The sequence below is a fragment of the Paracoccus sp. 228 genome, assembly GCF_000967825.1.
In the GTDB taxonomy this organism is placed as follows: Bacteria; Pseudomonadota; Alphaproteobacteria; order Rhodobacterales; family Rhodobacteraceae; genus Paracoccus; species Paracoccus marcusii.
This window is the reverse complement of sequence record NZ_JYGY01000001.1, coordinates 111,917-137,688: the sequence shown is the minus strand read 5'-3', so window position 1 is coordinate 137,688 and position 25,772 is coordinate 111,917. Positions and strand designations below refer to the sequence as shown.

The 25,772-nt window shown below is 67.9% G+C and carries 27 protein-coding genes and 1 other RNA gene; 10 read left to right on the top strand and 18 right to left on the bottom strand.

Going from position 1 to position 25,772, the window contains the following annotated elements; genetic code table 11:
- Positions 1 to 11: 11 nt before the first annotated feature.
- From hflC to gmk, 7 genes are all read right to left on the bottom strand, one after another.
- A complete protein-coding gene (gene hflC, locus SY26_RS00645; protein WP_084693626.1) occupies positions 12 to 1,223 on the bottom strand; it encodes a protease modulator HflC in 1,212 nt (403 codons plus the stop codon).
- Positions 1,223 to 2,521 (bottom strand): FtsH protease activity modulator HflK, encoded by a 1,299-nt coding sequence (gene hflK / locus SY26_RS00640; RefSeq protein WP_084693625.1) that lies wholly within the window; start codon positions 2,519 to 2,521, stop codon positions 1,223 to 1,225. Before hflK ends, hflC begins: the two co-directional genes overlap by 1 nt.
- A 115-nt stretch (positions 2,522 to 2,636) precedes the next feature.
- The gene (gorA, locus tag SY26_RS00635; protein WP_045998867.1) at positions 2,637 to 4,016 is read right to left on the bottom strand and encodes a glutathione-disulfide reductase; all 1,380 of its coding nucleotides are present in this window, start codon (positions 4,014 to 4,016) and stop codon (positions 2,637 to 2,639) included.
- Position 4,017: 1 nt separating this feature from the next.
- Positions 4,018 to 4,770, bottom strand: coding sequence for a ribose-5-phosphate isomerase RpiA (gene rpiA / locus SY26_RS00630; RefSeq protein ID WP_045998866.1), 753 nt, complete (start codon positions 4,768 to 4,770; stop codon positions 4,018 to 4,020).
- 74 nt (positions 4,771 to 4,844) lie between these two features.
- Positions 4,845 to 5,951 carry an ATP-binding protein gene (locus SY26_RS00625; protein ID WP_045998865.1) on the bottom strand — a complete coding sequence of 369 codons (1,107 nt, stop codon included), beginning with the start codon at positions 5,949 to 5,951 and terminating at the stop codon, positions 4,845 to 4,847.
- Between the two features lie 4 nt (positions 5,952 to 5,955).
- Positions 5,956 to 6,480, bottom strand: coding sequence for a gamma carbonic anhydrase family protein (locus SY26_RS00620; protein ID WP_045998864.1), 525 nt, complete (start codon positions 6,478 to 6,480; stop codon positions 5,956 to 5,958).
- Positions 6,477 to 7,109 (bottom strand): guanylate kinase, encoded by a 633-nt coding sequence (gene gmk, locus SY26_RS00615; protein WP_176695079.1) that lies wholly within the window; start codon positions 7,107 to 7,109, stop codon positions 6,477 to 6,479. Before gmk ends, SY26_RS00620 begins: the two co-directional genes overlap by 4 nt.
- Positions 7,110 to 7,303: 194 nt before the next feature.
- Here gmk and SY26_RS00610 point away from each other — a divergent pair, with 194 nt between their 5' ends.
- The gene (locus tag SY26_RS00610) at positions 7,304 to 8,077 is read left to right on the top strand and encodes a PAS domain-containing protein (protein WP_232303231.1); all 774 of its coding nucleotides are present in this window, start codon (positions 7,304 to 7,306) and stop codon (positions 8,075 to 8,077) included.
- On the opposite strand, the gene SY26_RS00605 is transcribed toward SY26_RS00610, so the two are convergent.
- The 9 genes from SY26_RS00605 to SY26_RS00565 form a co-directional block, all read right to left on the bottom strand.
- Complete coding sequence (locus SY26_RS00605) at positions 8,074 to 9,057, bottom strand: GNAT family N-acetyltransferase (protein WP_045998862.1); 984 nt, start codon at positions 9,055 to 9,057, stop codon at positions 8,074 to 8,076. The genes SY26_RS00610 and SY26_RS00605 overlap by 4 nt on opposite strands.
- Positions 9,058 to 9,060: 3 nt before the next feature.
- On the bottom strand, positions 9,061 to 10,230 hold the full coding sequence (gene rnd, locus SY26_RS00600) for a ribonuclease D (RefSeq protein ID WP_045999565.1): 1,170 nt from the start codon (positions 10,228 to 10,230) through the stop codon (positions 9,061 to 9,063).
- Between the two features lie 111 nt (positions 10,231 to 10,341).
- Positions 10,342 to 10,701 carry a monovalent cation/H(+) antiporter subunit G gene (gene mnhG, locus SY26_RS00595; protein WP_052715061.1) on the bottom strand — a complete coding sequence of 120 codons (360 nt, stop codon included), beginning with the start codon at positions 10,699 to 10,701 and terminating at the stop codon, positions 10,342 to 10,344.
- Positions 10,698 to 10,988, bottom strand: coding sequence for a monovalent cation/H+ antiporter complex subunit F (locus SY26_RS00590; protein WP_052715060.1), 291 nt, complete (start codon positions 10,986 to 10,988; stop codon positions 10,698 to 10,700). Before SY26_RS00590 ends, mnhG begins: the two co-directional genes overlap by 4 nt.
- 5 nt (positions 10,989 to 10,993) lie before the next feature.
- Complete coding sequence (locus tag SY26_RS00585) at positions 10,994 to 11,470, bottom strand: Na+/H+ antiporter subunit E (protein ID WP_045998861.1); 477 nt, start codon at positions 11,468 to 11,470, stop codon at positions 10,994 to 10,996.
- Positions 11,467 to 12,966 carry a Na+/H+ antiporter subunit D gene (locus tag SY26_RS00580; RefSeq protein WP_045998860.1) on the bottom strand — a complete coding sequence of 500 codons (1,500 nt, stop codon included), beginning with the start codon at positions 12,964 to 12,966 and terminating at the stop codon, positions 11,467 to 11,469. Before SY26_RS00580 ends, SY26_RS00585 begins: the two co-directional genes overlap by 4 nt.
- Positions 12,963 to 13,331, bottom strand: a complete 369-nt coding sequence (locus SY26_RS00575) for a Na+/H+ antiporter subunit C (RefSeq protein WP_232303266.1) — start codon at positions 13,329 to 13,331, stop codon at positions 12,963 to 12,965. Before SY26_RS00575 ends, SY26_RS00580 begins: the two co-directional genes overlap by 4 nt.
- A gap of 7 nt (positions 13,332 to 13,338) precedes the next feature.
- Complete coding sequence (locus SY26_RS00570; RefSeq protein ID WP_045998858.1) at positions 13,339 to 13,755, bottom strand: Na+/H+ antiporter subunit B; 417 nt, start codon at positions 13,753 to 13,755, stop codon at positions 13,339 to 13,341.
- Between the two features lies 1 nt (position 13,756).
- A complete protein-coding gene (locus SY26_RS00565; protein ID WP_045998857.1) occupies positions 13,757 to 16,042 on the bottom strand; it encodes a putative monovalent cation/H+ antiporter subunit A in 2,286 nt (761 codons plus the stop codon).
- A gap of 392 nt (positions 16,043 to 16,434) precedes the next feature.
- Here SY26_RS00565 and SY26_RS00560 point away from each other — a divergent pair, with 392 nt between their 5' ends.
- From SY26_RS00560 to gndA, 3 genes are all read left to right on the top strand, one after another.
- Positions 16,435 to 16,977 (top strand): biotin transporter BioY, encoded by a 543-nt coding sequence (locus SY26_RS00560; protein ID WP_045998856.1) that lies wholly within the window; start codon positions 16,435 to 16,437, stop codon positions 16,975 to 16,977.
- Positions 16,978 to 17,117: 140 nt separating this feature from the next.
- Positions 17,118 to 17,579 carry a PaaI family thioesterase gene (locus SY26_RS00555; RefSeq protein ID WP_045998855.1) on the top strand — a complete coding sequence of 154 codons (462 nt, stop codon included), beginning with the start codon at positions 17,118 to 17,120 and terminating at the stop codon, positions 17,577 to 17,579.
- A 37-nt stretch (positions 17,580 to 17,616) separates the two neighbouring features.
- On the top strand, positions 17,617 to 19,017 hold the full coding sequence (gene gndA / locus SY26_RS00550) for an NADP-dependent phosphogluconate dehydrogenase (RefSeq protein WP_045998854.1): 1,401 nt from the start codon (positions 17,617 to 17,619) through the stop codon (positions 19,015 to 19,017).
- On the opposite strand, the gene SY26_RS00545 is transcribed toward gndA, so the two are convergent.
- The gene (locus SY26_RS00545; RefSeq protein ID WP_045998853.1) at positions 19,018 to 19,521 is read right to left on the bottom strand and encodes a MarR family winged helix-turn-helix transcriptional regulator; all 504 of its coding nucleotides are present in this window, start codon (positions 19,519 to 19,521) and stop codon (positions 19,018 to 19,020) included.
- A 217-nt stretch (positions 19,522 to 19,738) separates the two neighbouring features.
- Between SY26_RS00545 and ectA the strand changes: the two genes are divergently transcribed.
- From ectA to SY26_RS00525, 4 genes are read left to right on the top strand one after another with little or no spacing between them, the layout of a single operon-like run.
- Entirely contained in the window at positions 19,739 to 20,275 is a 537-nt protein-coding gene (gene ectA, locus SY26_RS00540; RefSeq protein ID WP_045998852.1) for a diaminobutyrate acetyltransferase, read from the top strand.
- 55 nt (positions 20,276 to 20,330) lie between these two features.
- The gene (gene ectB, locus SY26_RS00535) at positions 20,331 to 21,626 is read left to right on the top strand and encodes a diaminobutyrate--2-oxoglutarate transaminase (protein WP_045998851.1); all 1,296 of its coding nucleotides are present in this window, start codon (positions 20,331 to 20,333) and stop codon (positions 21,624 to 21,626) included.
- A 5-nt stretch (positions 21,627 to 21,631) separates the two neighbouring features.
- On the top strand, positions 21,632 to 22,021 hold the full coding sequence (locus tag SY26_RS00530; RefSeq protein WP_045998850.1) for an ectoine synthase: 390 nt from the start codon (positions 21,632 to 21,634) through the stop codon (positions 22,019 to 22,021).
- Positions 22,021 to 23,439 carry an aspartate kinase gene (locus tag SY26_RS00525; protein ID WP_045998849.1) on the top strand — a complete coding sequence of 473 codons (1,419 nt, stop codon included), beginning with the start codon at positions 22,021 to 22,023 and terminating at the stop codon, positions 23,437 to 23,439. Before SY26_RS00530 ends, SY26_RS00525 begins: the two co-directional genes overlap by 1 nt.
- 58 nt (positions 23,440 to 23,497) lie before the next feature.
- Here SY26_RS00525 and SY26_RS00520 read toward each other — a convergent pair whose 3' ends face one another.
- Positions 23,498 to 23,770 (bottom strand): PepSY domain-containing protein, encoded by a 273-nt coding sequence (locus SY26_RS00520; protein ID WP_084693624.1) that lies wholly within the window; start codon positions 23,768 to 23,770, stop codon positions 23,498 to 23,500.
- Positions 23,771 to 23,827: 57 nt separating this feature from the next.
- Here SY26_RS00520 and ssrA point away from each other — a divergent pair.
- Together ssrA and SY26_RS00515 are read left to right on the top strand one after the other, a co-directional pair.
- Positions 23,828 to 24,184: a transfer-messenger RNA gene (gene ssrA / locus SY26_RS20135) on the top strand.
- 108 nt (positions 24,185 to 24,292) lie between these two features.
- Positions 24,293 to 25,759: a methyl-accepting chemotaxis protein gene (locus SY26_RS00515; RefSeq protein WP_232303230.1), complete on the top strand. Its 1,467-nt coding sequence runs from the start codon at positions 24,293 to 24,295 to the stop codon at positions 25,757 to 25,759.
- Positions 25,760 to 25,772: the final 13 nt, after the last annotated feature.

Genomic DNA, 25,772 nt, shown 5'->3' with positions numbered 1-25,772 from the left:
CCTCGGGTTCGTCAGTTGGCGGGCGTGGGTTCCGCCGCCGTATCCTCGGCCGGGGCCTCGGGGGCCGGGGCTTCCTCGGCTGGCGCATCCTCGCTCTGGGCAGCGCCCTCCACCGGGGCGTCCGGCGACAGGATCTCGGACGGCTCCTGCGGGGGCGTGGCCAGGTTCTCGGGCACCGGGGTCAACTCGATCCCGGCGGATTCGCCCAGGCGGTTGCCGTCGCGGTCGACCACCTCGGGAACGACCAGCTCCTCGCCTTCGGGCGTTTCGGCGGGACCGTTCAGGCCCAGCCGTTCGGCCGAATTGCCCGGCGGCACCGGGGTCGATGCGGGGTTGGCGTTCGCGGCCCCGTCGCTGGACAGATAGCTGAAGAACTCGCTGTCCGGCTGCATCACCAGCGAGCTGTTGCTGCCCTGAAGCGCGCGCTGATACGAGGTCAGCGAGCGGGTGAAGGCAAAGAACTCGGGGTCGCGGCCATAGGCGTCGGCATAGATCGCGTTGCGCTGCGCGTCGGCCTCGCCTCGGACGATCTCGGAACGGCGGCCGGCCTCGGAGGTCAGCTCGACCACTGTCCGGTCGGCGGCGGCGCGGACACGCTGCGCAGCCTCGTTGCCGCGTGCGACCTCGTCGGCGGCCTCGCGGGCACGCTCGGCCCGCATCCGGGCATAGGTCGCGTTCAGGTTCTGCTCGGGCAGGTCGGTGCGGGTCAGGCGGACGTCGATGATCTCAATCCCCAGACCGCCCGAATTCGACCGCGCCTCGTCGCGGATCTGGTTCATCAGGCTGGTCCGGTCATCCGACAGGACCGAGGTCGAGGGCACCGTACCCAGAACGCCGCGAATGGCGTCGATCACGATCGGCTCCAGGCGCATTTCGGCGGCCTGGATGCCCTGCACGCCGACCGCCTGACGGAACCGGACCGGATCGGTGATGCGCCAGCGGGCGAATGCGTCGACCACCAGGCGGCGGTCGTCCAGCGGGGTGACCTCCAGCGGGCTGGTCGGCAGACCCAGGATGCGCCCGTCGTACTTCACCACGTTGTCGATGAAGGGCAGCTTGAAGTTCAGGCCCGGCGTCTCTTGCACGTCGACGACCCGGCCAAGACGCAGCACCAGCGCCTTTTCCCGCTCGTCCACGATGAACAGGGCCGATCCGGCCAGGACGGCGACGACGACCACGGCCGGCAGGGCCAGGGCGGTCAGCAGGTTCTTGCGCGCAGCCATCAGTTCGTCCCTCCGCTGGTCGTGGTGGTGCTGGGCTGGGTGCCCGCCTGCGTGCCGGTGGTCTGGCCCGCACCTTGGCCGACGGTCGGCGCCGGGGGCGTGGCGCCGCCCTGCCCCGTGCCGCGCAGCTGGTCCAGCGGCAGATAGGGCACGATGCCCGAGCCACCCTCGCCACCGCCGATGCCCTCGCCGATGATAATCTTGTTCACGCCGCCCAGGACCTGCTCCATCGTCTCCAGATACATCCGGCGACGGGTCACGTCGGGCGCGTTCACATATTCCTCGTAGATCGAGTTGAAGCGCGCGGCCTCACCCGCGGCGGTGTTGACCGCCTCGGCGCGATAGGCTTCGGCCTGTTCCAGGATCTGGGCCGCCTGACCCCGGGCTGCGGCCAGTTCGCGGTTGGCATAGGCGTCGGCCTCGTTCTGCAGACGGTCACGCTCTTGCTGGGCGGCCTGCACCTCGCGGAAGGCATCGATGACCTCCTCGGGCGGGTCGGCGCGGTCCAGGTTGACGCGGATCACGTTGATCCCCGACTGATAGCTGTCCAGCGTGCTTTGCACGGCGGCGCGCAGGTCGCTGGCGATCACGCCGCGGTCGCGGTTCAGGATCGGGGCCAGTTCGCTGCGCGCGATGATGTCGCGCATCGCCGCCTCGGACACGGCGCGGATCGTGTCTGCGGGGTCGGCCAGGTTGAACAGGTACATCTGCGGATCGCGGATGTTCCAGACCACCTGGTATTCCATGTTCACGATGTTCTGGTCGCTGGTCAGCATCAGGCCGCTGTCCATCGGGCCGGCCTGGCCGGTGCCGATCTCGGTCACGCGTTCGTTCGTGACGGGCACGACCTCGGCGGTGACGACGGGCCAAGGGGCAAAGTTCAGACCCTCGGTTCCCACGGCGATGGCGCGGCCGAACAGGAACTCGACCGACTGTTCGTTGGTCTGGACACGATAGAAGCTGGCAAAGGCCCACAGGCCGACCGCTGCCAGGCCCGCCACGACCAGGGTCGAGCGGTTCAGGCCGAAGTTCGGACCCATCGGGCTACGACCGCCGCCGCCGCCCCCGCCCGTGCCGCCGCCGGTGCCGCGACCGCCCATCAGCACGCGCAGACGTTCTTGGCCCTTCTTCATCAGGTCCTCGATCTCGGGGCGCTGCGGATCGTTGTTCGGACGGCGCGGCCCGCCGGGGGGCGGCTGTTCGCCCCAGGGACGGCCGGCAGGCTTCTTGTCACGATCCCCGTCATCCCGGCCGCCGTTGCCGCCGCCGCCTCCGCCCCAGGGGCCCTGATTTGCCATCCGATAGACCTTCTTTCGTAGAAATTTCCGTTAGTTGAAAACTGGGGCGCGGGGCCGAAATGTCAACCCTGACACCCGCCCCTGGCCGCGACCCAAGGCCGCGCCCACGGGATTGTCAGCCCGCCACGCCCTGATGCCGGCGCGCGGGCTGGCGCATCGTCACCAACTCCTCGGCCGCGGTGGGGTGGACGGCCACGGTCGCGTCGAACTGCGCCTTGGTCGCGCCCATGGTGATGGCGATGGCGGCCAGCTGGATCATCTCCCCAGCCTCGGGGCCGAAGATGTGACAGCCCAGCACGCGGTCGTCCGCCGGATCGACCAGCAGCTTCATCATCACCTTGGCGTCGCTGCCCGCGAACATCGACCGCATCGGTCGGAAGGTCGTCGCGAAGACGTCGACCGGACCGCGGGCCTTGGCCTCCTCCTCGGTCAGGCCGATGCTGGCCAGCTCGTGCGGGCGCAGATAGACGGCGCTGGCGACCAACCCGTGATCGACCGTCCGGGGCCGCGCGCCGAACACCGTGTCGGCAAACGCATGCCCTTCGCGGATCGCGACCGGGGTCAGGTTGACGCGGTCGGTCACGTCGCCCACCGCAAAGATCGACGGCACGCAGGTCTGCGACCATTCGTCGACCTCGATCGCGCCGTTGGGTTTCGTGCGGACCTCGGTCGTCTCAAGGCCCAGACCCCGGGTATAGGGGTCGCGCCCGGTCGCCATCAGCACGGCGTCGAAACGATCGTCCGATCCGTCGTCGAACCGCACGCGGATGCCGTCGCCGTCGCGTTCCAGCGCCGCGGGCGTCAGGCCCAGGCGCAGGTCCACGCCCACCGCGCTCAGCTGCAGCGTCGCAAGGTCGCGCGCCTCGCGGTCGAAACCGCGCAGCACCGCGTCGCCGCGATAGGCCTGCACCGTGTCCACCCCCAGCCCCGCCAGGATCGTCGCGAATTCGCAGGCGATGAAGCCGCCGCCGACCAGCAGGATGCGCCTCGGCAGCCTGTCCATCAGGAACAGGTCGTCCGAGATCATCGCCAGCTCCTCTCCGGGAATGCCGATGGGCGCGGGACGGCCGCCGGCCGCAATCAGGATGTGGCGGGCGGTCTTCGTCGTACCGTCGGCCAGCCGGACCCGGTGATGGCCGTCCAGCGTGGCACGCTGGTCGTGGATCTCGACCCCCGCGCGGGTCAGGCCGGCGCGATAGATCACCTCCAGGCGCGACAGTTCGGCGTCCAGCTTCTCGCGGAACACCTCCCAGTCGAATGCCCCGGCCTGCGCGTCGCACCAGCCATAGCCGCGCATCTCCTCGGCCATCAGCCCGGCCTGAGAGGCAAAGATCATCAGCTTTTTCGGGACGCAGCCGCGGATGACGCAGGTGCCGCCCATGCGGCTCTCCTCGGCCAGGCCGACCTTGGCGCCGTGCTCGCCCGCCGCGATCCGCGCCGCGCGCACCCCGCCCGAGCCGCCGCCGATGACAAACAGGTCATAGTCGAAGGTCACGTCATTCCCCTTCCTGCGCCAGCATGTCGGCGTCGATGTCGTTGCGCGCCAGTTCGATCACGCTGCCATCCTCGCGGCCGATGATGGCCAGATCGCACATCCCCAGGAACAGCCCGTGTTCGACGACGCCGGGAATGCAGGACAGCGCCCGCGCCAGGCCGGACGGATCGGGGATCACCTCCAGATGCAGGTCCAGGATCAGGTTGCCCTCGTCCGTGACGACCGGGTCGCTGCCCTTCAGGCGTTGCAGGATGTCGTGCTCGCCCAGCTCCAGCCCCTCCAGCGCGCGGCGGATCAGCTTGCGCGTGGTCTCGAACCCGAATTCCAGCACCTCGACCGGCAGGGGAAAGGCGCCCAGCGTCTCGACCACCTTGCCGGGATCGGCGATGACCACCATGCGGTCGCTGGCGGCGGCCACGATCTTCTCGCGCAGATGCGCCGCACCGCCGCCCTTGATCAGGTGCAGGTCGGGATCGACCTCATCCGCGCCGTCGATGGTCATGTCCAGCCAGCCGATGTCGTCCAGGCTCTCGATGCGCAGGCCCAGGCTCTCGGCCAGCTCGGCCGTGGCGCGCGACGTCGCGGCGCAGCGCAGGGACAGACCCTCGGCCTGCACGCGGGCGGCCAGTTCGCGCACCATGACGCTGGCGGTCGAGCCGGTGCCAAGGCCCAGCCTCATCCCGTCCTCGACCAGCGCGACCGCCGCCTTGGCGGCGGCCAGCTTGGCGGGATCGACCTGCGGTGATTGCGACATGACGACATCCCCTGAAAAATCCGTTCGCCCGCTTATAGGCCAAGCCACCGCCAAGGGCGAGAGGCCGCGACCCGTCAGCCGCGCGCCAGCCCTTCGGGCAGGATCACGGTAAAGCGGCTGCCCTGCCCCACCCGGCTCTCGATCCGCAGCCGGCCACGGTGGCGGTTCACGATGTGCTTGACGATGGCCAGACCCAGCCCGGTACCGCCCTGTTCGCGCGACCGGTGGGTGTCCACGCGATAGAACCGCTCGGTCAGGCGCGGCAGGTGCTGCTCCTCGATGCCATCGCCGCGGTCCTCGATGGCCACGGCCCAGGCCGGCCCGCGCAGCAGCGGTTCGTGCGCGATGCGCGACAGCGTGACGCGCAGCACGCCGCCCGATCCGCCGTATTTCACCGCGTTCTCGATCAGGTTCTGGAACACCTGGGTCAGCTGGTCGCCGTCGCCGGGCAGGCGCAGGTCGATGTCCAGCCCCTCGGTCGCGACGCTTACCCCGACGGTCTGGATGCGCGGCGCCAGCATGGCCAGCGTTCCACGCAGCAGCCCCGGCAGATCGACCCGGCCCGAGGGGCGCGACCGCTCCTCGGCCTGCACCCGGCTCAGCGACAGCAACTCGCTGATCAGGCGGTTCATGCGCGCGGCCTCGCGTTCCATGATGTCCAGAAACCGGTCGCGGGCGCGGGCGTCGTCGCGCGCCGGACCGCGCAGCGTCTCGATGAAGCCGGTCATGGCGGTCAGCGGGGTCTTCAGCTCGTGGCTGACATTGGCCACGAAATCGCGGCGCATCTGCTCGGCCTCCTCGGCCACGCTGCGGTCCAGGACGGCGACCGTCGCGCCACGCCCCAGGGGGCTTGGCAGGGGCGCCACCGTCACCTCGGCCAGGATCTCGCGGCCGTCGGCGACGCAGGTGGCGCGCAGGGTGGCGACCCCGTCCGGCGCCGTGGGCAGCGTCTGATCAGGCGTAGGCGCAGGCACCCCCTCCGGGTCCAGGACCCAGTCCACGGCCTGCACGATGGCAGGATGGCGCAGCACGGTCACGAACGGTCGCCCGACCAGGCCCGGACCGAACAGCGCCAGCGCCAGCGGATTGGCGGCGATCACCCGCGCCTCGCGGTCGACGGCCAGCATGGGCAGCGGAATGCCGTCCAGGAACCCTTCGACCCGGCGCGGCCCGGCCGCCATCGCGTCAGTCCCCCGCCGGCGACAGCCCGGCCCGGAACCGCGCTGCGTTGTCCCGGTACCGCGCCGCGGATGCCCGCAGCCCCGCCTGCGCATCGGCGTCCAGCATCCGGACGACGCGGCCCGGGGCGCCCATGACCAGCGCGCCGCCGGGGATCACCTTGCCTTCGGGAATCAGCGCCCCCGCCCCGATCAGCGCACCCGCGCCGATGACCGCGCCGTTCAGCACCGTCGCCCCCATGCCGATCAGCGCACCTTCGCCGATCCGGCACCCGTGCAGGATCGCACGGTGCCCGATCGTGCAATCGGCCCCGATCACCAGCGGATGGCCCGGATCGGTGTGCAGCACGCACAAGTCCTGGACATTGCTGCCCTGCCCCACCTCGATCACCTCGGTATCACCGCGCAGAACCGCACCGAACCAGACCGAGGCGCCCGGCGCCAGCACGATCCGCCCCATCACCTGCGCGTCCGGCGCGACCCAGGCCTGCGGGTCGATCTGCGGCGTGATCCCGTCCAGCGACCAGATCATGCGACACCTTCGGACATCAGGTCGCGGACAAAGGCGCCCAGCCCCGCCTGCCGGTCGCGACGCAGGCGTTCCGCCGTCAGGATGGCACGCATCCGCGCCTCGGTCTGGTCCAGGTCGTCGTTGACAAGAACGTAATCGTATTCGGCCCAGTGGCTGATCTCGGATCGGCTTTTCTGCATGCGCCCGGCAATGACCGCGTCGCTGTCCTGACCGCGGCCGCGCAGGCGGCGTTCCAGTTCGGGCAGCGACGGCGGCAGCACGAAGATCGACACGACATGCGCCCCAAGGGCCGATGCCCGGATCTGCTGGCCGCCCTGCCAGTCTACGTCGAACAGCGTGTCGCGCCCGGCCAGCATCGCCTGTTCGACCGGCCCGCGCGGGCTGCCGTAAAGGTTGCCGAAGACCTCGGCATGTTCCAGCATCTGCCCCTCGGCGACCATCCGCAGAAAGCCGTCGCGGGTGGTGAAATGGTAATGCTCTCCGTCGATCTCTCCGGGCCGCGGCGCCCGCGTGGTGGCCGAGACCGAGAAGCGCAGCCCCGCGTCCCAGTCCATCAACCGCCTGGCCAGCGTGGATTTCCCCGCCCCGGAGGGCGATGACAGGATGACCATCAGGCCGGTGCGTTCGATCATGGCGGCATGTTCCCTGGCGGTTGGTCGCGATGCGTCCGGGGATGCCCCGTCGCGCCGCAGGGGTCAAGACCCGCAACCGGAAGGCATCTTAACCATTCGTTCATTAAATGACTCGGCGAGCGGGCGGGGAACGCGCTATTGTCAGGGGTGAGCAGTGACCGGCCGTGGCCGGAGAGAGTAAAGGGTTGACCGTGCCGGACCGGGAAGACGGACCAGACACCAAGCCGGGAATGCCGCCCCAGGACGCCATGGGACGGATCGTGCGCCTGCAGGACTATGAGACCTGCACGCCGGACCGCGTTCTGCGCGAGATGCGCGAATACTGGGACGGCATCCGCAAGGGCCGGGCGATCCCGGCGCGGTCGGATGTCGATCCGCGGGGCATCGCGCGCACGCTGGATTATGCGTTCATCCTGGAACGCATCGCGCCGGGCGCGGGTCGCCTGCGTCTGGCGGGGCGGCACCTGATCGACCTGATGGGCATGGAGGTGCGCGGCATGCCCGTCTGCGCCTTCCTGAACACCTCGTCGCGGGGACGGTTCTCGGACGTGCTGGAAAGCGTGTTCAAGGCGCCCCAGATGGCGCGGCTGACGCTGCAGGGCAAGCCCGACTATGGCCGCCCGCAGCTGCACGCCCAAATGCTGCTGCTGCCGCTTCGGTCGGATCTGGGCGACGTCACCCGCGCTCTGGGCTGCCTGGTGGCGGAGGGCGACACCGGCATCGCGCCCCGCCGCTTCGACATCCTGGCGGATGAGGTCATGCCGATCATCGAAGGCGGCACGACGGTCAAGCCCTCGCCCTCGGCCATCGGCTTTGCCGAAGGACGCGCCGATTTCAAGCCGCGCGGGGCCGTGCCGGACAAACCCGCAGCGGAAAAGCCCCTGCGCGGTTTCCCCCAGGCCGAAACCCCCGAGGAACGGCGTGCCCTGTTCCGGGTCATCCAGCCCCGACAGCCCGACGCCTAGCCCAGCAGCCCCGGCCGCCAGCGATACAGCGCGGCCGGCGCCGGCGACGCACGCCCAAGGCTCTGCAGCTCCAGATCCTCGCCACGACGGAAACCGAGGTTCTTCAGGATCTTGCGCGACGCATCATTGTCGACGAAGGCGCCTGCCAGAACCTCGGGCGGGTCGAACCGGGCCACCAGTTCGGCAAAGACCGCGGCGACCATCTCCTGCCCCAAGCCCTGTCCGGCATGGGCGGGGTCCAGGAAATAGTTCAGGCGCGGCGGTGGGCCTTCGGACAGGCCGACGATGCCGACGACCTGCCCCCGGTATCGGACCGCTAGCCGCAACGGCGGAAGCAGCGCGCTCTGCATCAGCAGTGGCTGGACATCGTCCAGCGTCATCGCGGGGTCATAGCGCAGCAGCATCCGTGCCACCTCGGGCTTGGTCACGATGCGGTGCAGCGCGGGCAGGTCGTCCGGGGTCACCGCGTCGATGCGCAGGCGCGGCGTCGTCAACGCGATCGCGTGGCGCTGCTGGAACGTGTCGCGGTCCAGATGCAGCATCTCGGCCTGAACCTCGGCCCGCAGCGGGCGCGACCGAAGCACCGTCCGACCACAGGGCCGAAACCCCAGCCAAGCCAGAAGGCGCGCTGAACGGTCGTTGCCGATCAGACAATGGGCATGCACCTCGGTTGCGCCGGAGAGGAACAGGCGCGACAGGGCCAGCACGCCCGCGCGCCGGCCGATCCCCCGCCCCTGCCGGTCCGGTGCGATCCATATGCCAAAGACGCGGCCCGCCTGGACCATGCCGACCAGCCGTCCGTCCTGACGGATCGCATGTTCGTCCAACCCCGCGGCCGCGATGAAATCGCGCGCGTCAGCCGTGCCATAGGGCCAGGGCAGCGTGGTCAGCCAGCGCACGACGTCCCAATCGGCCAGGGCTGCCGCGATGTCGTCGGCATCCTCGGGCCAGGGGCGCGTCAGGGCGACCGGCGGGTGCATCGCCTATCCGACCGGCACGACCCGGACCGCGCCGCCCTTGGCCGACAGCGCGATCTCCCCGGCGGCCAGGCGCAAAGCGTCGCGGCCAAAGACCTCGGCCCGCCAGCCCTGCAATGCCGGCAGGTCACGGCTGCCGGTGGCCAGCGCGTCCAGTTCGGACGACGACGCGATCAGCTTGGGCGCGACGCCAGCCGCATCGGCCTTGGCCTTCAGCAGCACGCGCAGCAGGTCCGACAGGGCGGCATTGCCGGGCTTGCCGGGTTCGTCGCCCTTGGGCTGGGGCAGGTCCTTGGATTCGATCCCGGCCTTGACCGCGGCCAGGATGCCGTTGGCGATGTCGCCCTTGCGCGCCTCGCGCAGCAGAAGACGGGACTTGCCCAGATCGGCCTCGGTCAGCGGCTTGGTCGAGGCCAACTCGATCATCGCGTCATCCTTGTAGACGCGGCTGCGGGGGATGTCGCGGGCCTGGGCATAGCTTTCGCGGAACCGCGCCAGTTCGCGCAGGATCGCCAGAAAGCGGGGCGAGTTGGTGCGGGTGCGCACCTTGAGCCAGGCCTCCTCGGGGCGGGTGATATACGTCTCGGGGTCCTCCAGGACCGCGATCTCCTCGGCCAGCCACGCCTCGCGGCCGGTCTTCTTCAGCTCGGCCGACAGGTATTCATAGATCACCCGCAGATGGGTCACGTCGGCCAGCGCATAGGCGGCCTGCGCATCCGACAGCGGACGGCGCGACCAGTCGGTAAAACGCGACGACTTGTCCAGGTCGGCCCGGGCGATCTTGCGGACCAGCGTCTCGTAGCCGACCTGTTCGCCAAAACCGCAGACCATGGCCGCGACCTGAGTGTCGAACAGCGGCACCGGGAACAGTTGCGCGTCATGATAGAAGATCTCCAGATCCTGGCGGGCGGCATGGAACACCTTGACCGTCGCCTCGTGGCGGAACAGGTCATAAAGCGGCTCCAGCGACAGCTCCTCGGACAGGGGATCGACCAGGACGGCGTCGCCCCCGCCGGTCTTGGCCGTCGATGCCGGCGGGATCGCCAGCTGGATCAGGCACAGCTTGGACCAGTAGGTCCGCTCGCGCAGGAACTCCGTGTCGACGGTCACATAGGGGGCAAGCTTTGCGGCCTCGCAGAAACGGGCGAGGTCTTCGGTGCGGGTGATGGTGGGGATGTCCTGGCTCATGCGCTCTTTCAGATCGGGCGGTTCGTCCGCCAATTGGACAGCTTTACGCCCACGGCAGCGCGTTGAAAAGCCCCGTCGCCCGCCGCCGGGGCACAGGCCCTAGTCCGGCGCCTGCTCGCCCGGACGGGCGCGCAGCGCGTCGGCCACGCCGTCCTCGCAGACGGTCCGGTCGACCATCGGCACGCCCGTGCGAAAGGCCGCTCGGCCGATCAGATGGGCCGCGACCGGCGCGGTCATCAGCAAGAACAGGATTGCCGCCACCGCCCGCGCGATGACCGTCCCTTCGGCGAATTGGACAGCCACGGCCACCAGGATCAGGCCCGAACCCAGCGTTCCCGCCTTGGTCGAGGCATGCATCCGCGTCAGCAGGTCGGGCAGCCGCAGCACCCCCATCCCCGCCGCGAAACAGAAGATGCCGCCGGACAGCACCAAGATCGCCACGATGATGTCATGCATCATGTCAGTTCCTCCGCCTTGAGCAGGATGCGACGCTCCAGATAGCGCGCCAGGCACACGGTCGCCAGAAAGCCGACCAGTGCCAGCACGACGGCCACGTCCAGAAAGCCCGCGCTGCCCGACAGCAGCGCCGTCAGGCCGCCGAACGAGACCAGCTGCACCGTCATCAGGTCCAGCGCCACGATCCGGTCCGCCAGGCTTGGCCCCCGCACCAGCCGGATCGCGGCCAGCACGACGCCCAGGATCACCAGGGCAAAGCCGAACAGGATTACAAATTCCAGCAGGGTCATGTCGTTCACTCCGTCGCCTCGCGGACCCAGACCTCGAACCGGTCGCGGATCTGCGCGCGGATCGCGTCCGGGTCGTCGCCGAACATTGCGTGGATATACAGCGTGCTGCGGTCCTCGGACACGTCGAGGCTGAGCGTGCCCGGGGTCAGCGAGATGAAGTTGGCCAGCAGCGTGATCTGCAGGTCGGTCGTCACCGTGATGGGCACCGCGATCAGCGCGGGCTGCGACGACTGTCCTGGCGTCAGCACGTCGCGCACGACCGGGATCGAGCTGACCACCAGTTCATAGACGAACATCACGATCAGCCGCGTCCAGTAATAGAGGCGCCGGAAATAGACCCCGGTATCGGGAAACAGCGGACGGACCAGCCACATCGCGGCCATGCCGACCAGATAGCCGGTCGTCAGTCCCCCCAGGGTCAGCCCGCCGGTCAACGCGACCCAGGCAAAGGCCAGCACCATGTTGATGGCGAACAGGTTCATGGCTGCACCCCCAGGACGGTCGTGACATAGTCGGTCGGATCCAGCAGCTGCGCGGCCGCGTGTTCGGCGAACAGCACGAAGGATTCCGGGAACAGGCCGATGATGCAGGTCAGCGCGGCCAGCGCGACGATCGGCAGCATCAGCGCCATCCGGTCGCCCATCGGCAGGTCCGACAGGCGCGGCTTGACCCCGTCGGGATGCGCGGGCCAGAAGGCCGAGCCCCAGATCTTGGTCATCGAGAAGATGGTCAGCAGACCGACCGCCAGCGACACCCCGGCCACGAACCACATTTCCAGGTCCAGCGCGGCCTTGACGACCACGTATTTCGCCCAGAAGCCCGACAGCGGCGGAAAGCCAGCCAGCGAGAATGCCGGGATTAGGAACAGGAAGGCCAGCACCGGGGCATGGGCGTAAAGGCCGCCGATGCGTGCCAGATCGGTCGATCCGGCAATGCGCTTGGCCACGCCCGCGACAAAGAACAGGTTCGCCTTCACGATGATATGGTGGACCAGGTAGAACACCGCCCCCATCAGGCCAAGCGGCGTATAAAGCGCCAGTCCCAGGACCATGTAGCCGATCTGGCTGATGATGTGGAATGACAGGATGCGACGGAAGTCGTTCATCGCCGCCGCGCCCAGAACACCCGTGACCATCGTCACCACCGACGCCCACAGCAGGATCGTGTGCGTGAACCCGACATCCTGGTCGAAGACCAGCGTGAACATCCGGATCAGGGCATAGACGCCCACCTTGGTCAGCAGGCCCGCGAAGATCGCCGACACCGCCACCGGGGGCGTGTGATAGGAGGCGGGCAGCCAGAAGAACAGCGGGAACACCGCCGCCTTGACGCCGAAGGCCACCATGAACATCACCGCGACGGTGGTCAGCAGGCCGGTATTCTCGACCTCGCGGACGGCCAGGTGCAGGTCGGCCATGTTCAACGTGCCGGTCAGGCCGTACAGCAGACCGGTTCCCGCCAGGAACATGATCGTCGAGACCAGGTTCAGCAGCACGTACTTGATGCCGCCGTCCAGCTGTTCGCGGCTGGCCCCCAGCACCAGCAGGCCGAAGCTGGAGATCAACATGACCTCGAACCAGACATACAGGTTGAACAGGTCGCCCGTGACGAAGGCCCCGCAGACGCCCATCAGCAGCGTCTGCAGCAGGGCGTGAAAACCCAGCCGTTCCAGGCGTTCGGGAATTTCGGACAGGGTATAGATCACGGTGGCGAGGCCGGTGATGGCGGTGATGACGACCATGACCGCGCCCAGAAGGTCGGCCACCAGCGTGATGCCGAAGGGCGCCTGCCAGTTCGACATCTGGGCGGCGACGACGCCCTCCTCCAGCACCTCGGCCATCAGGACGACGCTGGCCAGCAAGAGCGCGACCGCCCCCGCGACAGAGATCCAGCGCCCGGCGGGCGATTTGCGGAACAGATAGGACAGCACCGCCGTCAGCAGCGGGATCAGGATCGGATAGACCAGAAGCCAGCTCATTTCCCGGCCTCCTTGCCCGCATCGACGGGCTCGGCCACGCGCATCTCGTCGCTGTTGACGGTGCCCAGGGTCATGAACGCGCGATAGACCAGCGCCAGGGTGAAGGCCAGCAGGCCGAACCCGATCACGATCGCGGTCAGCACCAGCGCCTGCGGCAGGGCGTTCGCGACGACGCCGGTGGGCGCATATTCGCCCGCATCGATCAGCGGAGGCGCGCCTGGGGTCAGACGGCCGCTGGCAAAGATCAGCAGGTTGACCGCGTTCGACAGCAGCGCCAGCCCGAACAGGAAGCGCAGGATGTTGCGGTCCAGCATCAGATAGACCGACGCGGCGACAAGGACGCCGACGGACAGGGCAAGCAGCATTTCCAAATCAGATCTCCTGTTCCAGGGCAAAGACCAGGGTCAGGATTCCGCCGAAGACGGCCATGTAGACTCCGATGTCGAAGACGAGGACGGTGGACAGCGGCACATAGCTGTCGCCGTCGCGAAACAGGAACAGCCACTGTCCGGTGAAGAAGGGCTGGCCCGCGAAGGCCGCGCCGATGCCCCCCAGGGCAGCAACGCCCAGGCCCGCCATCGCCAGGTTCGACGGATCGATGCGCAGCGCGGCCTGCGCCTCCTCGACCGAGGTGGCGATGGTATAGAGGATGAACGCCGTGGCCCCGATCAGCCCGCCGATGAAGCCGCCGCCGGGCAGGTTGTGCCCGCGCAGCAGCGCATAGACCGAGAACATCAGCAGCAGGGCCGCCAGCAGGCGCGTGGTGGTGGTCAGGATCAGCGACTGCATCTCAGCTCTCCTCCTCGGGCTTGCGGCGGGTGGCACCGCGCAGCAGGGCGAACGCGGCGATGGCGGCGATGGCCACGACGGTGATCTCTCCGAACGTATCCAGGGCGCGGAAGTCGACCAGGATGACGTTGACGATGTTGCGGCCATGCGCCTCCGGATAGGACGCGGCCTCGAAGAAGGACGTCAGGCGGCGGTCGAAATCGGTCGCCATCACCGACATCAGCAGGAAGGTCGTGACCAGGCCCGCGCCCCCCGCGATGACCGCGTGTCCGGTGCGGAACCGGGTCTTGGACCGGCGCGGCAGATAGGGCAGGCGCAGCATGACGACGCTGACCAGCACGACGACCAGCACCTCGACCAGCAGCTGGGTGATGGCCACGTCGGGGGCGCTGAACATGATGAAGATCAGCGACACGCCGATGCCCGACGCGCCCATCCCGGCGATGGCCGTCATGCGGCTGTGCGTCCAGACGGTCAGGATCGCGCCCGCCACGATCAGGCCCAGCACCGTCCATTGGATCGGGTGCACGCCCTCGGCCGACAGGCCCGGCACGCCCTGGAACGCGCCCTTGATCAGATACGAGCCGCCGACCATCACGACAAAGGTCGCGAACATCACGGCCATGTAGCGCTGCAGGCTGCCGGTCTGGATCAGGTTGGTCTGCCAGGCGGCGAAGGCCTTGAACCCGTCCAGCAGACGGTCCCAGCCCGCGTCGAAATCGATCGGGCTGCGCGCCTCGAACGCGGCCAGGCGGTCGCGGATCGCCTGATGGCGGCGATAGACCAGCCAGCCGGCCAGGAAGGTCAGCAGCGACAGGATCAGCGCCATATTGATGCCGCCCCACAGGTACAGGTGCACCTCGCGGACCTCTCCGAAGACGGCATGGGTGGCGGGTCCGACCAGGTAGTGGCCCAGCACGCCCGGCAGCAGGCCGAAGATCAGCGACAGTGCGCCAAGGACCAGCGGACCCGCCAGCATCGCCCACGGCCCCTCATGTGGAGTGGTGGGGGTCGGGCGCAGATCGCCGCGGAACGGCTTGAGCGCGACGATGCCGCCGACGGCAAACATCAGGACCGATGCCGCGAAGGCCATCGCGGTCACCCAGAACGCGCCGAACCCGTCCAGCCCCAGGCCGGCCTTGTACATAAATTCCTTGCCGATAAAGCCGATCATCGGCGGAATGCCCGCCATGCTGATCGCGGCCAGCGCGGCGGCAAGCCCGGTCAGCGGCATCGCCTTGGACAGGCCGCCCAGGACGCCCGCATCGCGCGTGCCGGTGGCATGATCGACGATGCCGATCATCAGGAACAGCGCCGCCTTGTAGAGCGAGTGCACCACCAGGAACAGCATCGCCGCGACGATGGCGTAATGCGTGCCCGCGCCGATGAACATCGTCAGCGTGCCCAGCGCCATCAGCGTGGTATAGGCCAGCACCTGCTTGATGTCGGTCTGGCGCAGCGCCATGACCGAGGCGAAGACCGCCGTGACCCCGCCGAACAGTGTCAGGATCCAGAACCACGCATCCGTCCCGCCCAGCGCGGGGTTCATGCGCGCCATCAGGAACACGCCCGCCTTCACCATCGTGGCCGAATGCAGATAAGCCGATACGGGCGTAGGGGCCGCCATCGCGTTGGGCAGCCAGAAGTGGAACGGCACCTGCGCCGATTTCGTGAACGCGCCCGCCAGGAACAGCAGCAGGATGCCCAGGTACCAGGGATGCGCGCGGATCATGTCGCCCATCGTCACGATCTGCGACAGCTGCGACGTGCCCGCGACCGTGCCCAGCACGATCAGGCCGGCCAGCAGGATCAGGCCCCCCGTCCCCGTCACCAGCAGCGCCTGCAGCGCGGACCGGCGCGACGCCGCGCTGTCGGCGTTGAAGCCGATCAGCAGATAGGACGCGATGGTCGTGATCTCCCAGAACACGAACAGCATGATCAGGTTGTCGGCCAGGACCAGGCCCAGCATGCCGACCATGAACATCAACAGATAGGTGACGAAACGCGGATAATCCGGGTGATCGCCCAGATAGCGCGCCGAATACAGCGTGACCGCCGCGCCGATCCCGGTGATCAGCAGGGCGAATGTCATCGACAGCCCGTCCAGAAGGACCGACAGCTGCACCCCCAGCGAGGGCACCCAGTCAAAGCCATAAACCTGCGGGCCTTGCGCGATTTCCGGCAGCAGTCCCAGGAAGTACAGGAACAGGATCGTCGGGAACGCGATCGAGATCCAGCCCGCAGGCCCTCCCATGACGCGGTCCACCGATGGATAGTCGTCAGCCATGTCTCGAACCCTTGTCGCGGCATGCAATTGGCGGATGGCTTAGCACCCTTGGTCGGCGGAAAACAGTCGCTTGGGGCGGCTAAATCGGCGCTGACGACCGAAAATTGCGCATCGGGGCACGGTGGCCGCCCTTACGTGCGCGCGCGCCCTGTAAATAGGTATCGGGTTTCCGGCCGCATCCGTCCGGTGACCCCGGCGGTCGCCGGATTGCGACATTTTGGCGCAGCGTTTCGAGCATCGAAAACGTTGCGCCGACAGGGCCTTGCGGCCGCATGTCCGGCGCCTGTCATCTGAAGGCTTGTGCGTGCCCCCCCGTTTGGGGTCTGATGCGCGGCAACCGGGGCGCAGCAGGCTGCCCTCGATTCGCGACATCTCGATGAAAGGGACATCCCATGCTGCTCGCACGCGACCGCATCGCCGAACAAAGCCTTGGCGCCAAGATCGGACTGACCCTGGCCGCCGCCGCGCTGATCGCGCTTGGCGCCAAGGTGCAGGTGCCCTTCTGGCCGGTGCCGATGACGCTGCAGACGCTGGCGGTGCTGGTCATCGCCGCCGGTCTGGGGCCGCGCCTCGGCCTGGCCGCGATGGGGGCGTACATGGCGGCGGGGCTGGCCGGGCTGCCGGTCTTTGCCGGTTCGCCGGAACGCGGGCTGGGCCTGGCCTATCTGGCGGGGCCTACCACCGGCTTTCTGATCGGCATGGCCCTGTCCATGATCGTGACCGGCGCGCTGGCGCAGGGCCGCGGCCTGGGCATGCGGGCGGTGGCGATGCTGGCCGGGACCGTGGCGATCTATGTGCCCGGCCTGATCTGGCTGTCGGCCTTCGTGCCGGCCGACCGGCTGCTTGCCGTGGGCGTCGCACCCTTCATCCTGGGCGACATGGTCAAGATCGCCCTGGGCGCGCTGGCCCTGCAGGCGGTCACCCGCCGCGGTTGAACCAGACCGCCGAATGACCGCGACGGGGCCCCATGCGGGCCCCGTTTCGCATGGTGACCCCGCGTCCGCCCCGCCATCGGGGCTTTTCCCCTGCCCCGCCCGCGCCCAGACTGCGCCCAAGCCAGCAGGAGGAGCAGCGCTTGACCCCCACCACCCTGACACCCGACACCATCGCCCGCATCGAGGACAGCTTTCGCGACCAGGGCCTGATGCGCCATCTTGGTGCCGAGATCGCCGCCATTCGCCCTGCCGAGGTCACGCTGCGCCTTCCCTTCCGGCCGGAACTGACCCAGCAGATGGGATATTTTCATGCCGGCGCGACCACGGCCTTGGCCGACAGCGCTGGGGGCTATGCCGCGCTGACGCTGTTCGCCCAGGGCGACGACGTGCTGACCACCGAATTCAAGCTGAACCTGCTGAACCCCGCGCAAGGCGACTGGCTGGAGGCCATCGGCCGGGTCGTCAAGGCGGGCCGGACGCTGACCGTGTGCCAGCTGGACGTCCATGCGGTCCACGGATCCGCGCGGACCCATGTCGCGACTGGGCTGCAGACGCTGATCTGCGTCCGGGGCCGCGCCCCCGTGACACCGCCCGGCCGTTAGCGTAAACCGCGACCAAACTATCCGCAGGAGGACGGCGATGGCGCAGGCAGAAATCGGGCTGATCGGGCTTGGGACGATGGGGGCCGCCCTGGCCATGAACATCGCCGAAAAGGGTTTTCCCATCGCCGTGTGGAACCGCACGACCGAGGTCACGCACCGCTTTGCTGCCCAGGCCGGCGATCTGGCCCCCCGCGTGATCCCCACCGATTCCCTGCAGGCGCTGGTTCAGGCCATCACGCCGCCGCGCGCGATCATCCTGATGGTCCCGGCGGGACAGGCGGTCGACGATCAGCTGCAGGCGCTGGCGCCGCTGCTTGACGCCGACGATCTGGTGATCGACGCGGGCAATGCGGATTTTCACGACACCAACCGCCGCGCCGCGGCCGGCCTGCCCTTCCGGTTCCTGGGCATGGGCGTGTCCGGCGGAGAGGAGGGCGCACGCCACGGCCCCGCGATCATGGGCGGCGGCGACGCCGCGGACTGGGACCGCGTGGCGCATGTGATGACCGCCATTTCCGCCAAGGCCGATGACGGCACCCCCTGTGCCGCACGGATGGGCGACGCGGGCGCGGGGCATTTCGTCAAGATGGTCCACAACGGCATCGAATATGCCGACATGCAGATGATCGCCGAGGCCTATGGCCTGATGCGCGACGGGCTGACGCTAGAGGCCCCGGCGATCTCCGACATCTTTGCCGACTGGAACCGCGGCACGCTGTCCAGCTATCTGATCGAGATCTCGGCCAAGGTCACCGCGGCGCAGGACCCGCATACCGGGGCCGCGATGCCCGACGTGATCCTGGACCGCGCCGGCCAGAAGGGCACCGGCCGCTGGACCGCCATCGAGGCGCAGCACCTGTCCGCGCCCATCCCGGTGATCGAGGCTGCGGTGATGGCCCGCAACGTCAGCGCGCGCCTGGATGAACGGCAGGCGGGCCAGGCCCGATTCGGTGCCGCCCCCGGCGCGGTCGACCTGACGCCCGACGATCTGGAACAGGCGCTGATCGCGGGCAAGATCCTGTGCTATGCGCAGGGCTTTACGATGATCGCAGGCGCCTCGGAACGGTTCGGCTGGACGCTGGACCTGCCGGAGATCGCACGTGTCTGGCGGGCGGGGTGCATCATCCGGTCGACCATGCTGAACGACATGGCCGACGCGCTGGCGGACGATCCGGCCCGCAACCTGATCATGGCGCCGTTCTTCGCCGACCTGATCGAAGGCGCGCTGCCGGGTCTGCGCCGGGTGGTGTCGCAGGGCATCGCCGCGGGCCACGCCCTGCCCGCCCTGGCATCCGGGCTGATGTGGTTCGACATGATGCGCACCGCGCGCGGCACCGCGAACATGATCCAGGCGCAGCGCGACTTCTTCGGTGCCCACGGGTTCCAGCGCCTGGACGGGATCGACGATCCGCACGGCCCTTGGGGCAGCGCGACCTGATCAGCCGCGCGGGCGGCTGATGTCGCCCAGGGTCAGCAGTGGCGATGCATCGATGCCTTGCGCGTTCAGCATCGCCGCGACGCGTTCCAGCGATGCCACCAGCATCGCCTGTTCCCAATCCTGCAGGGCCTGGAAACCGGTCACGAAATGCTGCTGCAGCGCGTCGGGCGCGTTGCGCAGCGCGTCCAGCCCGGCATCCGTCAGGATCACGTGCAGCTGCCTGCGGTCGGTGCTGGACCGCTGACGCTGCGTCAGGCCCAGCTTGTCCAGCTGATCGACCAGCGCCGTCACGGTCGCCTGGCTGACGCCCATCTGGGTCGACAGCTGGGTCGGCATGGCGGACCGCGTCTCGGTTCCGGCAAGGATCTGCAGGACGCGCAGCTTGGCAGGGGTCAGCTTGGCGGCCTGGGCAAGGTCGCGTTCATAATGTTCGGTGGCGCGCAGGATCCGCCGCAGCGCGATCAGCGCGGCGTCGGTACGCGGAATGGCGGGCGGCTGGCTCATGCCCTCCTGTATGCCATTAGCGCGCGGAACAGGGCAATATGGCATGCTTTCGGAACCTGATATTTCGGCAGGCGAACCTCGCGGTCACGCGGCCGTGTCCAAATATCACGCCAGCGTAAGGTCTTAGACGAATTCCCGCGTATTTTCCACGCCAAGGTTGCAACCAAGGCACGTTTTGACTAGTTAGAGGGTCGAAGCAATTGAGGATCCGCCGCCCATGCCCAAAGATGTGCAAGAACTCGAACGCCCCCGCCAGCTGACGCTGCGCAAGCCCGACCCGACCGATGGCGCCGCCATCTGGGAGCTGGTCCGGGCCTGCAAGCCGCTGGACGAGAATTCGATGTATTGCAATCTGGTGCAGGCCGAGCACTTCCGCGACACCTGTGTCGTGGCCCTGCTGGACGATCAGATCGTGGGCTGGATCTCGGGGCACATGATCCCGAACGAGGACGCGCTTTTCGTGTGGCAGGTTGCTGTCGGACCGGATGCGCGCGGTCTGGGATTGGCCCGCAAGATGCTGACGCATCTGGTGGAACGCGATGAATGCGCCGATGCGCAGCGGCTGAACACGACGATCACCCGCGACAACGATGCGTCCTGGGCGCTGTTTCGCAGCTTTGCCCGCCAGCAGGGCGGACGGCTGAGCGACGATCCTCACTATACCCGCCACGATCATTTCGACGGACGGCACGCGACCGAGCATATGGTCACGATCACCCTGCCCCGTCACGCCGATCAGGCCCGCGCCGCCTGATCCCTTTGCCCGTCGAAGCATTCAGACTGACGCACATGATGCGAAAGGACTTTCCATGCCCAAAGACATGACCGCCACCATGCCCGGAACCGCCATTTTCGAACGCCGCGAAAGCGCGGCCCGATCCTATTGCCGGGGGATTCCCACGGTCTTCACCAAAGCCAGCGGCTCGGTGATGACCGGGGCGGACGGACGCGACTACATCGACTTTCTGGCCGGTTGCTCGTCGTTGAACTATGGTCACAACGATCCGGACATGAAGTCCGCGCTGATCGACCACATCGCGGGTGACGGAATCGCCCACGGCCTGGATCTGCACACCACGACCAAGGCGGCGTTCCTTGACGCCTTCGAACGTCACATCCTGACGCCGCGCGGCATGGATCATCGCGTGATGTTCACCGGCCCCACCGGTGCCAACGCAGTCGAGGCGGCGATGAAGATCGCCCGCAAGTCGACCGGCCGTACCAATGTCGTCGCCTTCACCAACGGCTTTCATGGCGTGACGATGGGCGCGCTGGCCGCGACCGGAAACGGATACCACCGCGGCGGCGCCGGGATGGAGACGCAGGGCGTCACCCGCGTGCCGTTCGACGGCTATGCTGACGGGCTGGACAGCGCGGCCCTGCTGGACCAGATGCTGTCGGACAATTCGGGCGGCATCGACGCCCCTGCCGCCATCATGCTGGAGGCCGTGCAGGGCGAAGGCGGCCTGAACGCCGCGTCCGCCGAATTCGTCCGCGCCATCGCGGACATCGCCAAGCGCCACGGCGCCCTGCTGATCATGGACGACATCCAGGCGGGCTGCGGCCGCACGGGCAAGTTCTTCTCGTTCGAGGAGATGGGCGTGATGCCGGACTTGGTGCCGCTGGCAAAGTCGATCTCTGGCTTTGGCCTGCCGCTGGCGATGGTTCTGGTGCGCCCGGAACATGACGTCTTCGGCCCGGCGGAACACAACGGCACGTTCCGCGGCAACACCCATGCCTTCGTGACCGCCCGCGTTGCGATCGAGAAGTTCTGGTCCGACGACGCGTTCGAGGCCGACCTGGCGCGGCGCGCCGACCTGATCCAGGCCCGGCTGACCGAACTGGCCGAACTGGTGCCCGGCGCCTATCTGAAGGGTCGCGGCCTGATGCGCGGCGTCGACGTCGGATCGGGCGATCTGGCGGCCGCCATCTGCAAGCGCGCCTTCGACGGCGGGCTGATCATCGAGACATCGGGCAACGAGGATCAGGTCGTCAAGGTCCTGGCCCCGCTGACCACCCCCGACACGCTGCTGTCGCGTGGCTTCGACATCCTGCTGGATGCCGCCCGCGACGTCCTTGCCACCACCAAGATTGCTGCGGAGTAATTCACATGATCGTACGTGATTTCAACAAACTGAAGGGCACCGACCGTTCGGTGTCGGATGCCCAATGGAATTCGGTGCGGATGCTGCTGGCCGATGACGGGATGGGCTTTTCGTTCCACATCACCACGCTGCAGGCCGGGTCGGAGCACCAGTTCCACTACAAGCACCATTTCGAAAGCGTGTTCTGCATGCAGGGCAAGGGCTCGATCACCGATCTGGGCACCGGAGAGACGCATGAGATCACGCCGGGCGTGATGTATGCGCTGAACCTGCATGACAAGCACATCCTGCGGGCCGAGGAGACGCTGGTCATGGCCTGCTGCTTCAACCCGCCCGTCACCGGGACCGAGGTGCATCAGGAGGACGGCAGCTACGCCCCTGCCGAGACCGCGTGATGGGTCATACGGTCGAGAAGATCGGCGGCACCTCGATGTCGCGCGTGCACGAGCTGCGCGACACGGTGCTGATCGCCGACCGCGACGCGCCCTATGGCCGGATCTTCGTGGTGTCGGCCTTTGGCGGCATCACGAACCTGCTTCTGGAACACAAGAAGTCCGGAGAGCCGGGCGTCTATGCAGCCTTCGCGTCGGGCGACGGTGATCACGGCTGGCTGGCCGCGCTGGACCACGCCAGCGACGCGATGATCGAGGCGCATCGGGCGGTTCTGGATCATCCCGGTGACCTGGAACGCGCCGACGCCTTCGTCCGCGACCGGCTGGTCGGGGCGCGCAACTGCCTGATCGACTTGCAGCGCCTGTGCTCCTATGGCCATTTCCGGCTGGAGGAACACATGCTGCACACGCGCGAACTGCTGTCTGGACTGGGAGAGGCGCATTCCGCCTTCGTCACCACCCTGATGCTGCAGCGCGTGGGCATCCAGGCACGGTTCGTCGACCTGTCGGGATGGCGCGACACGGAACAGGTCACGCTGGAGGAGCGCATCACCGGCGCGATGGCCGGCGTCGATCCCGCGACCGAAATGCCCATCGTCACCGGCTATGCCCAGTGCACCGAGGGGCTGATGCGCGAATTCGACCGCGGCTATTCCGAGGTGACGTTTTCAAGGCTGGCGGCACTGACCGGCGCCCGCGAGGCGATCATCCACAAGGAGTTCCACCTTTCCTCGGCCGACCCGAACCTGGTCGGGGCGGATGCGGTGCGCAAACTGGGTCGTACGAACTATGACGTGGCCGACCAGCTGTCGAACCTGGGGATGGAGGCGATCCACCCCAAGGCCGCCAAGACCCTGCGCCAGTCCGGCGTCCCGCTGCGCGTGACCAACGCGTTCGAGCCGCACGATCCCGGCACGCTGATCGACGACCAGCCCGCCCCCACCCCGGCGGTGGAGATCGTGACAGGCCTTAACGTCTTTGCGCTGGAACTGTTCGAACAGGACATGGTCGGCGCCAAGGGCTATGACGCGTTCATCCTGGAGGTGCTGACCCGCCACCGCGTGCGCATCGTCAGCAAGGTGTCCAACGCCAACACGATCACGCATTACGTCGATAGCAGCCTCAAGGTGCTGCGCCGCGTGGAAAAGGACCTGGCCGAACGCTATCCCTCGGCGCAGGTGTCGTCGCGGGCGGTGGCCATGGCCTCGGCCGTGGGCCGCGACCTGGAGGGCCTGGCAGTGCTCAGCCGCGGTCTGAACGCGCTGGCGGCCGCGGGGCTGGAGGCGATCGGTGCGACGCAGGGACCGCGGCCGGTGGACGTGCAGTTCATCCTGGAACGCACGGCGCTGGCGCCCGGCATCAAGGCCCTGCATGGCGCGCTGATCGAACAGACCGCGCAACCCTTGGCCAAGGTGGCCTGAGGCACAAAACGAAACGGGCGGCCGCAAGGGCCGCCCGTTCGCATTCTGGAGGGCGCAATCAGCGCGCCATCGCTTCGCCGGTCGTCGGATCGACGCGCATCTCGACCTCGCGGTTGTCCTGGGTGCGGTATTCGACCTCGTAATAGCCATCGTCGTCCCACTGGATATCCTCGATATAGCCCAGCTCTGCGGACAGGTCCGTCTCCATCTTGGCGACGATCTCGGACAGGGCCATCGCATCGGCCGGCGGGGCACCGCGCATGGCCTCCTGCGCCATCAGCGCGGTGGGCGACAGGATCAGGGCGGCGGCGGTCAGGGTGCGGAAGGTCATCGTTCTCTCCGGTTGTGGGTCTGCGGTCAAACCCGCACCCAAGGCCCGGGGTTCCGACCCCTTGCCGCATCCGTGCCGATGACCTATATCGGTCCTGTCGGAAGCAATTCCGACTATGGACATAAACGCGCTCGTAATAAGCGGATCGGACCCGGGGGCGGTACCCGGCGGCTCCACCAAACAACCCTTCATTGGGGGCGAATGGGGCCGAAACAGGATCGACGAACGTCTAAAGGGGTTATGCTTTGTCTCGGTGAGCTACTACCGTTATCGGTGCAAAACGTACAGTTGCCAATGACAACCGTGCTCCGGTCGCGCTGGCTGCGTAAGCAGTCCGCAAGATCGAAACCTAAGCCCTTGCGCCTAGCAGCGTAAGGCGGGGCCCGCAGGAGCCTGGCAACAGAATCCTGCACCTTATCCCCCGTGATATTTTTGAACCGCCCTGTCCGGTATTCAGCGTTCCTTAACGCGCGGGGTCTATTGCTGCGCTTGTCCGCCTTTGCCATGCGAAAGGATCAAGCGGTGACACACCCCGATTCCCACGACACGATCCACCTGCAGGACAGGCTGGACTTTTTGGGCCTGGACGCCCCGGCGCAGGCCCGGCTCAAGGCCCTGGCCCCCCGGATCGCGGCCAGCGTCGGCCCGGCCCTGTCCGAATTCTACACCAAGATCGCGGCGACCCCCGTCCTGCGCCGATATTTCACCGACAATGCCCATACCGAGCGCGCCAGAAGCAGCCAGGCCCAGCACTGGGCCCGTATCGCATCCGGAGAGTTCGGCGCCGACTATGCGCTGTCGGTCCGCCGCATCGGCGCGGTGCATGCACGGATCGGGCTGGAGCCGCGCTGGTACATCGGTGGCTATGGCCTTGTGCTGGACTATGTGATCCGCGACATGCTGGGCGAACGCCGCACCTGGACCGCCGCCAGCCGCAAGCGCCTGGCCGATGACATCTCGGTCCTGATGCGGGCGTCCCTGCTGGACATCGACCTGTCGATCTCGACCTATCTGGACCAGATCGACGGTCGCCGCAAAGAGGTCGAGGATGCCCAGCAACGTGCCTTCGAGGCCCTGTCGGGCGCCCTTGGCCGTCTGGCCGAAGGCGATCTGACCACCCGGCTGGACCCGGAACTGTCGGCCCGCACCCGCTTCAACGAAACGGTCGAACAGCTTGCCAGCATCATCGGATCGGTGCGCCATTCCGCCGGCCAGATCGGCAACGGCACCGGCGAGATCGCAGCGGCCTCCGACGATCTTGCGCGCCGCACCGAACAGCAGGCGGCCAGCCTGGAGGAAACCGCCGCCGCGCTGAACGAGATGACCGAGGCCGTGCGCGATTCAGCCACGCGCAGCCGCCAGGCGGAGGAGATGGCGGCCCGCGCCCGCCAGGTCGCCGCGCATGGCAGCCAGATCATGGATCAGACACGCACCGCGATGGACGACGTCTCCTCCAGCGCCGGAGAGATGGGCCAGATCATCGGCGTGATCAGCGAGATCGCCTTCCAGACCAACCTGCTGGCCCTGAACGCCGGCGTCGAGGCCGCCCGCGCCGGTGAGGCCGGCCGCGGCTTTGCCGTCGTCGCCGCCGAGGTCCGCGCCCTGGCCCAACGATCGGCCGAGGCGGTGCGCACCATCCAGACCCTGATCGACCGCAGCGTCCAGCAGACGACACATGGCGTGTCGCTGGTCGGCGCGACGCACCAGGCGCTGTCCGACATCATCCTTGTCTTCAACGAGATCGAGGGGATCGTGACCGAGATGTCCTCCACCGCCCAACGCCAGTCGTCGAGCATCTCCGAGATCAACAGCGCGGTCCGGTACCTGGACGACGTGACCCAGCAGAACGCCGCGATGGTCGAGGAAGCCAACGCCACCAGCACCCTGCTGAACGCAGAGGTCAAGGACCTGACACGCATCGTCAGCAGCTTCACGATGGCGGCCCCGCGCCCGCAGCTGCATCAGCAGACCTACCGTCAGGCCGTCTAACCTTGCGCCGCGC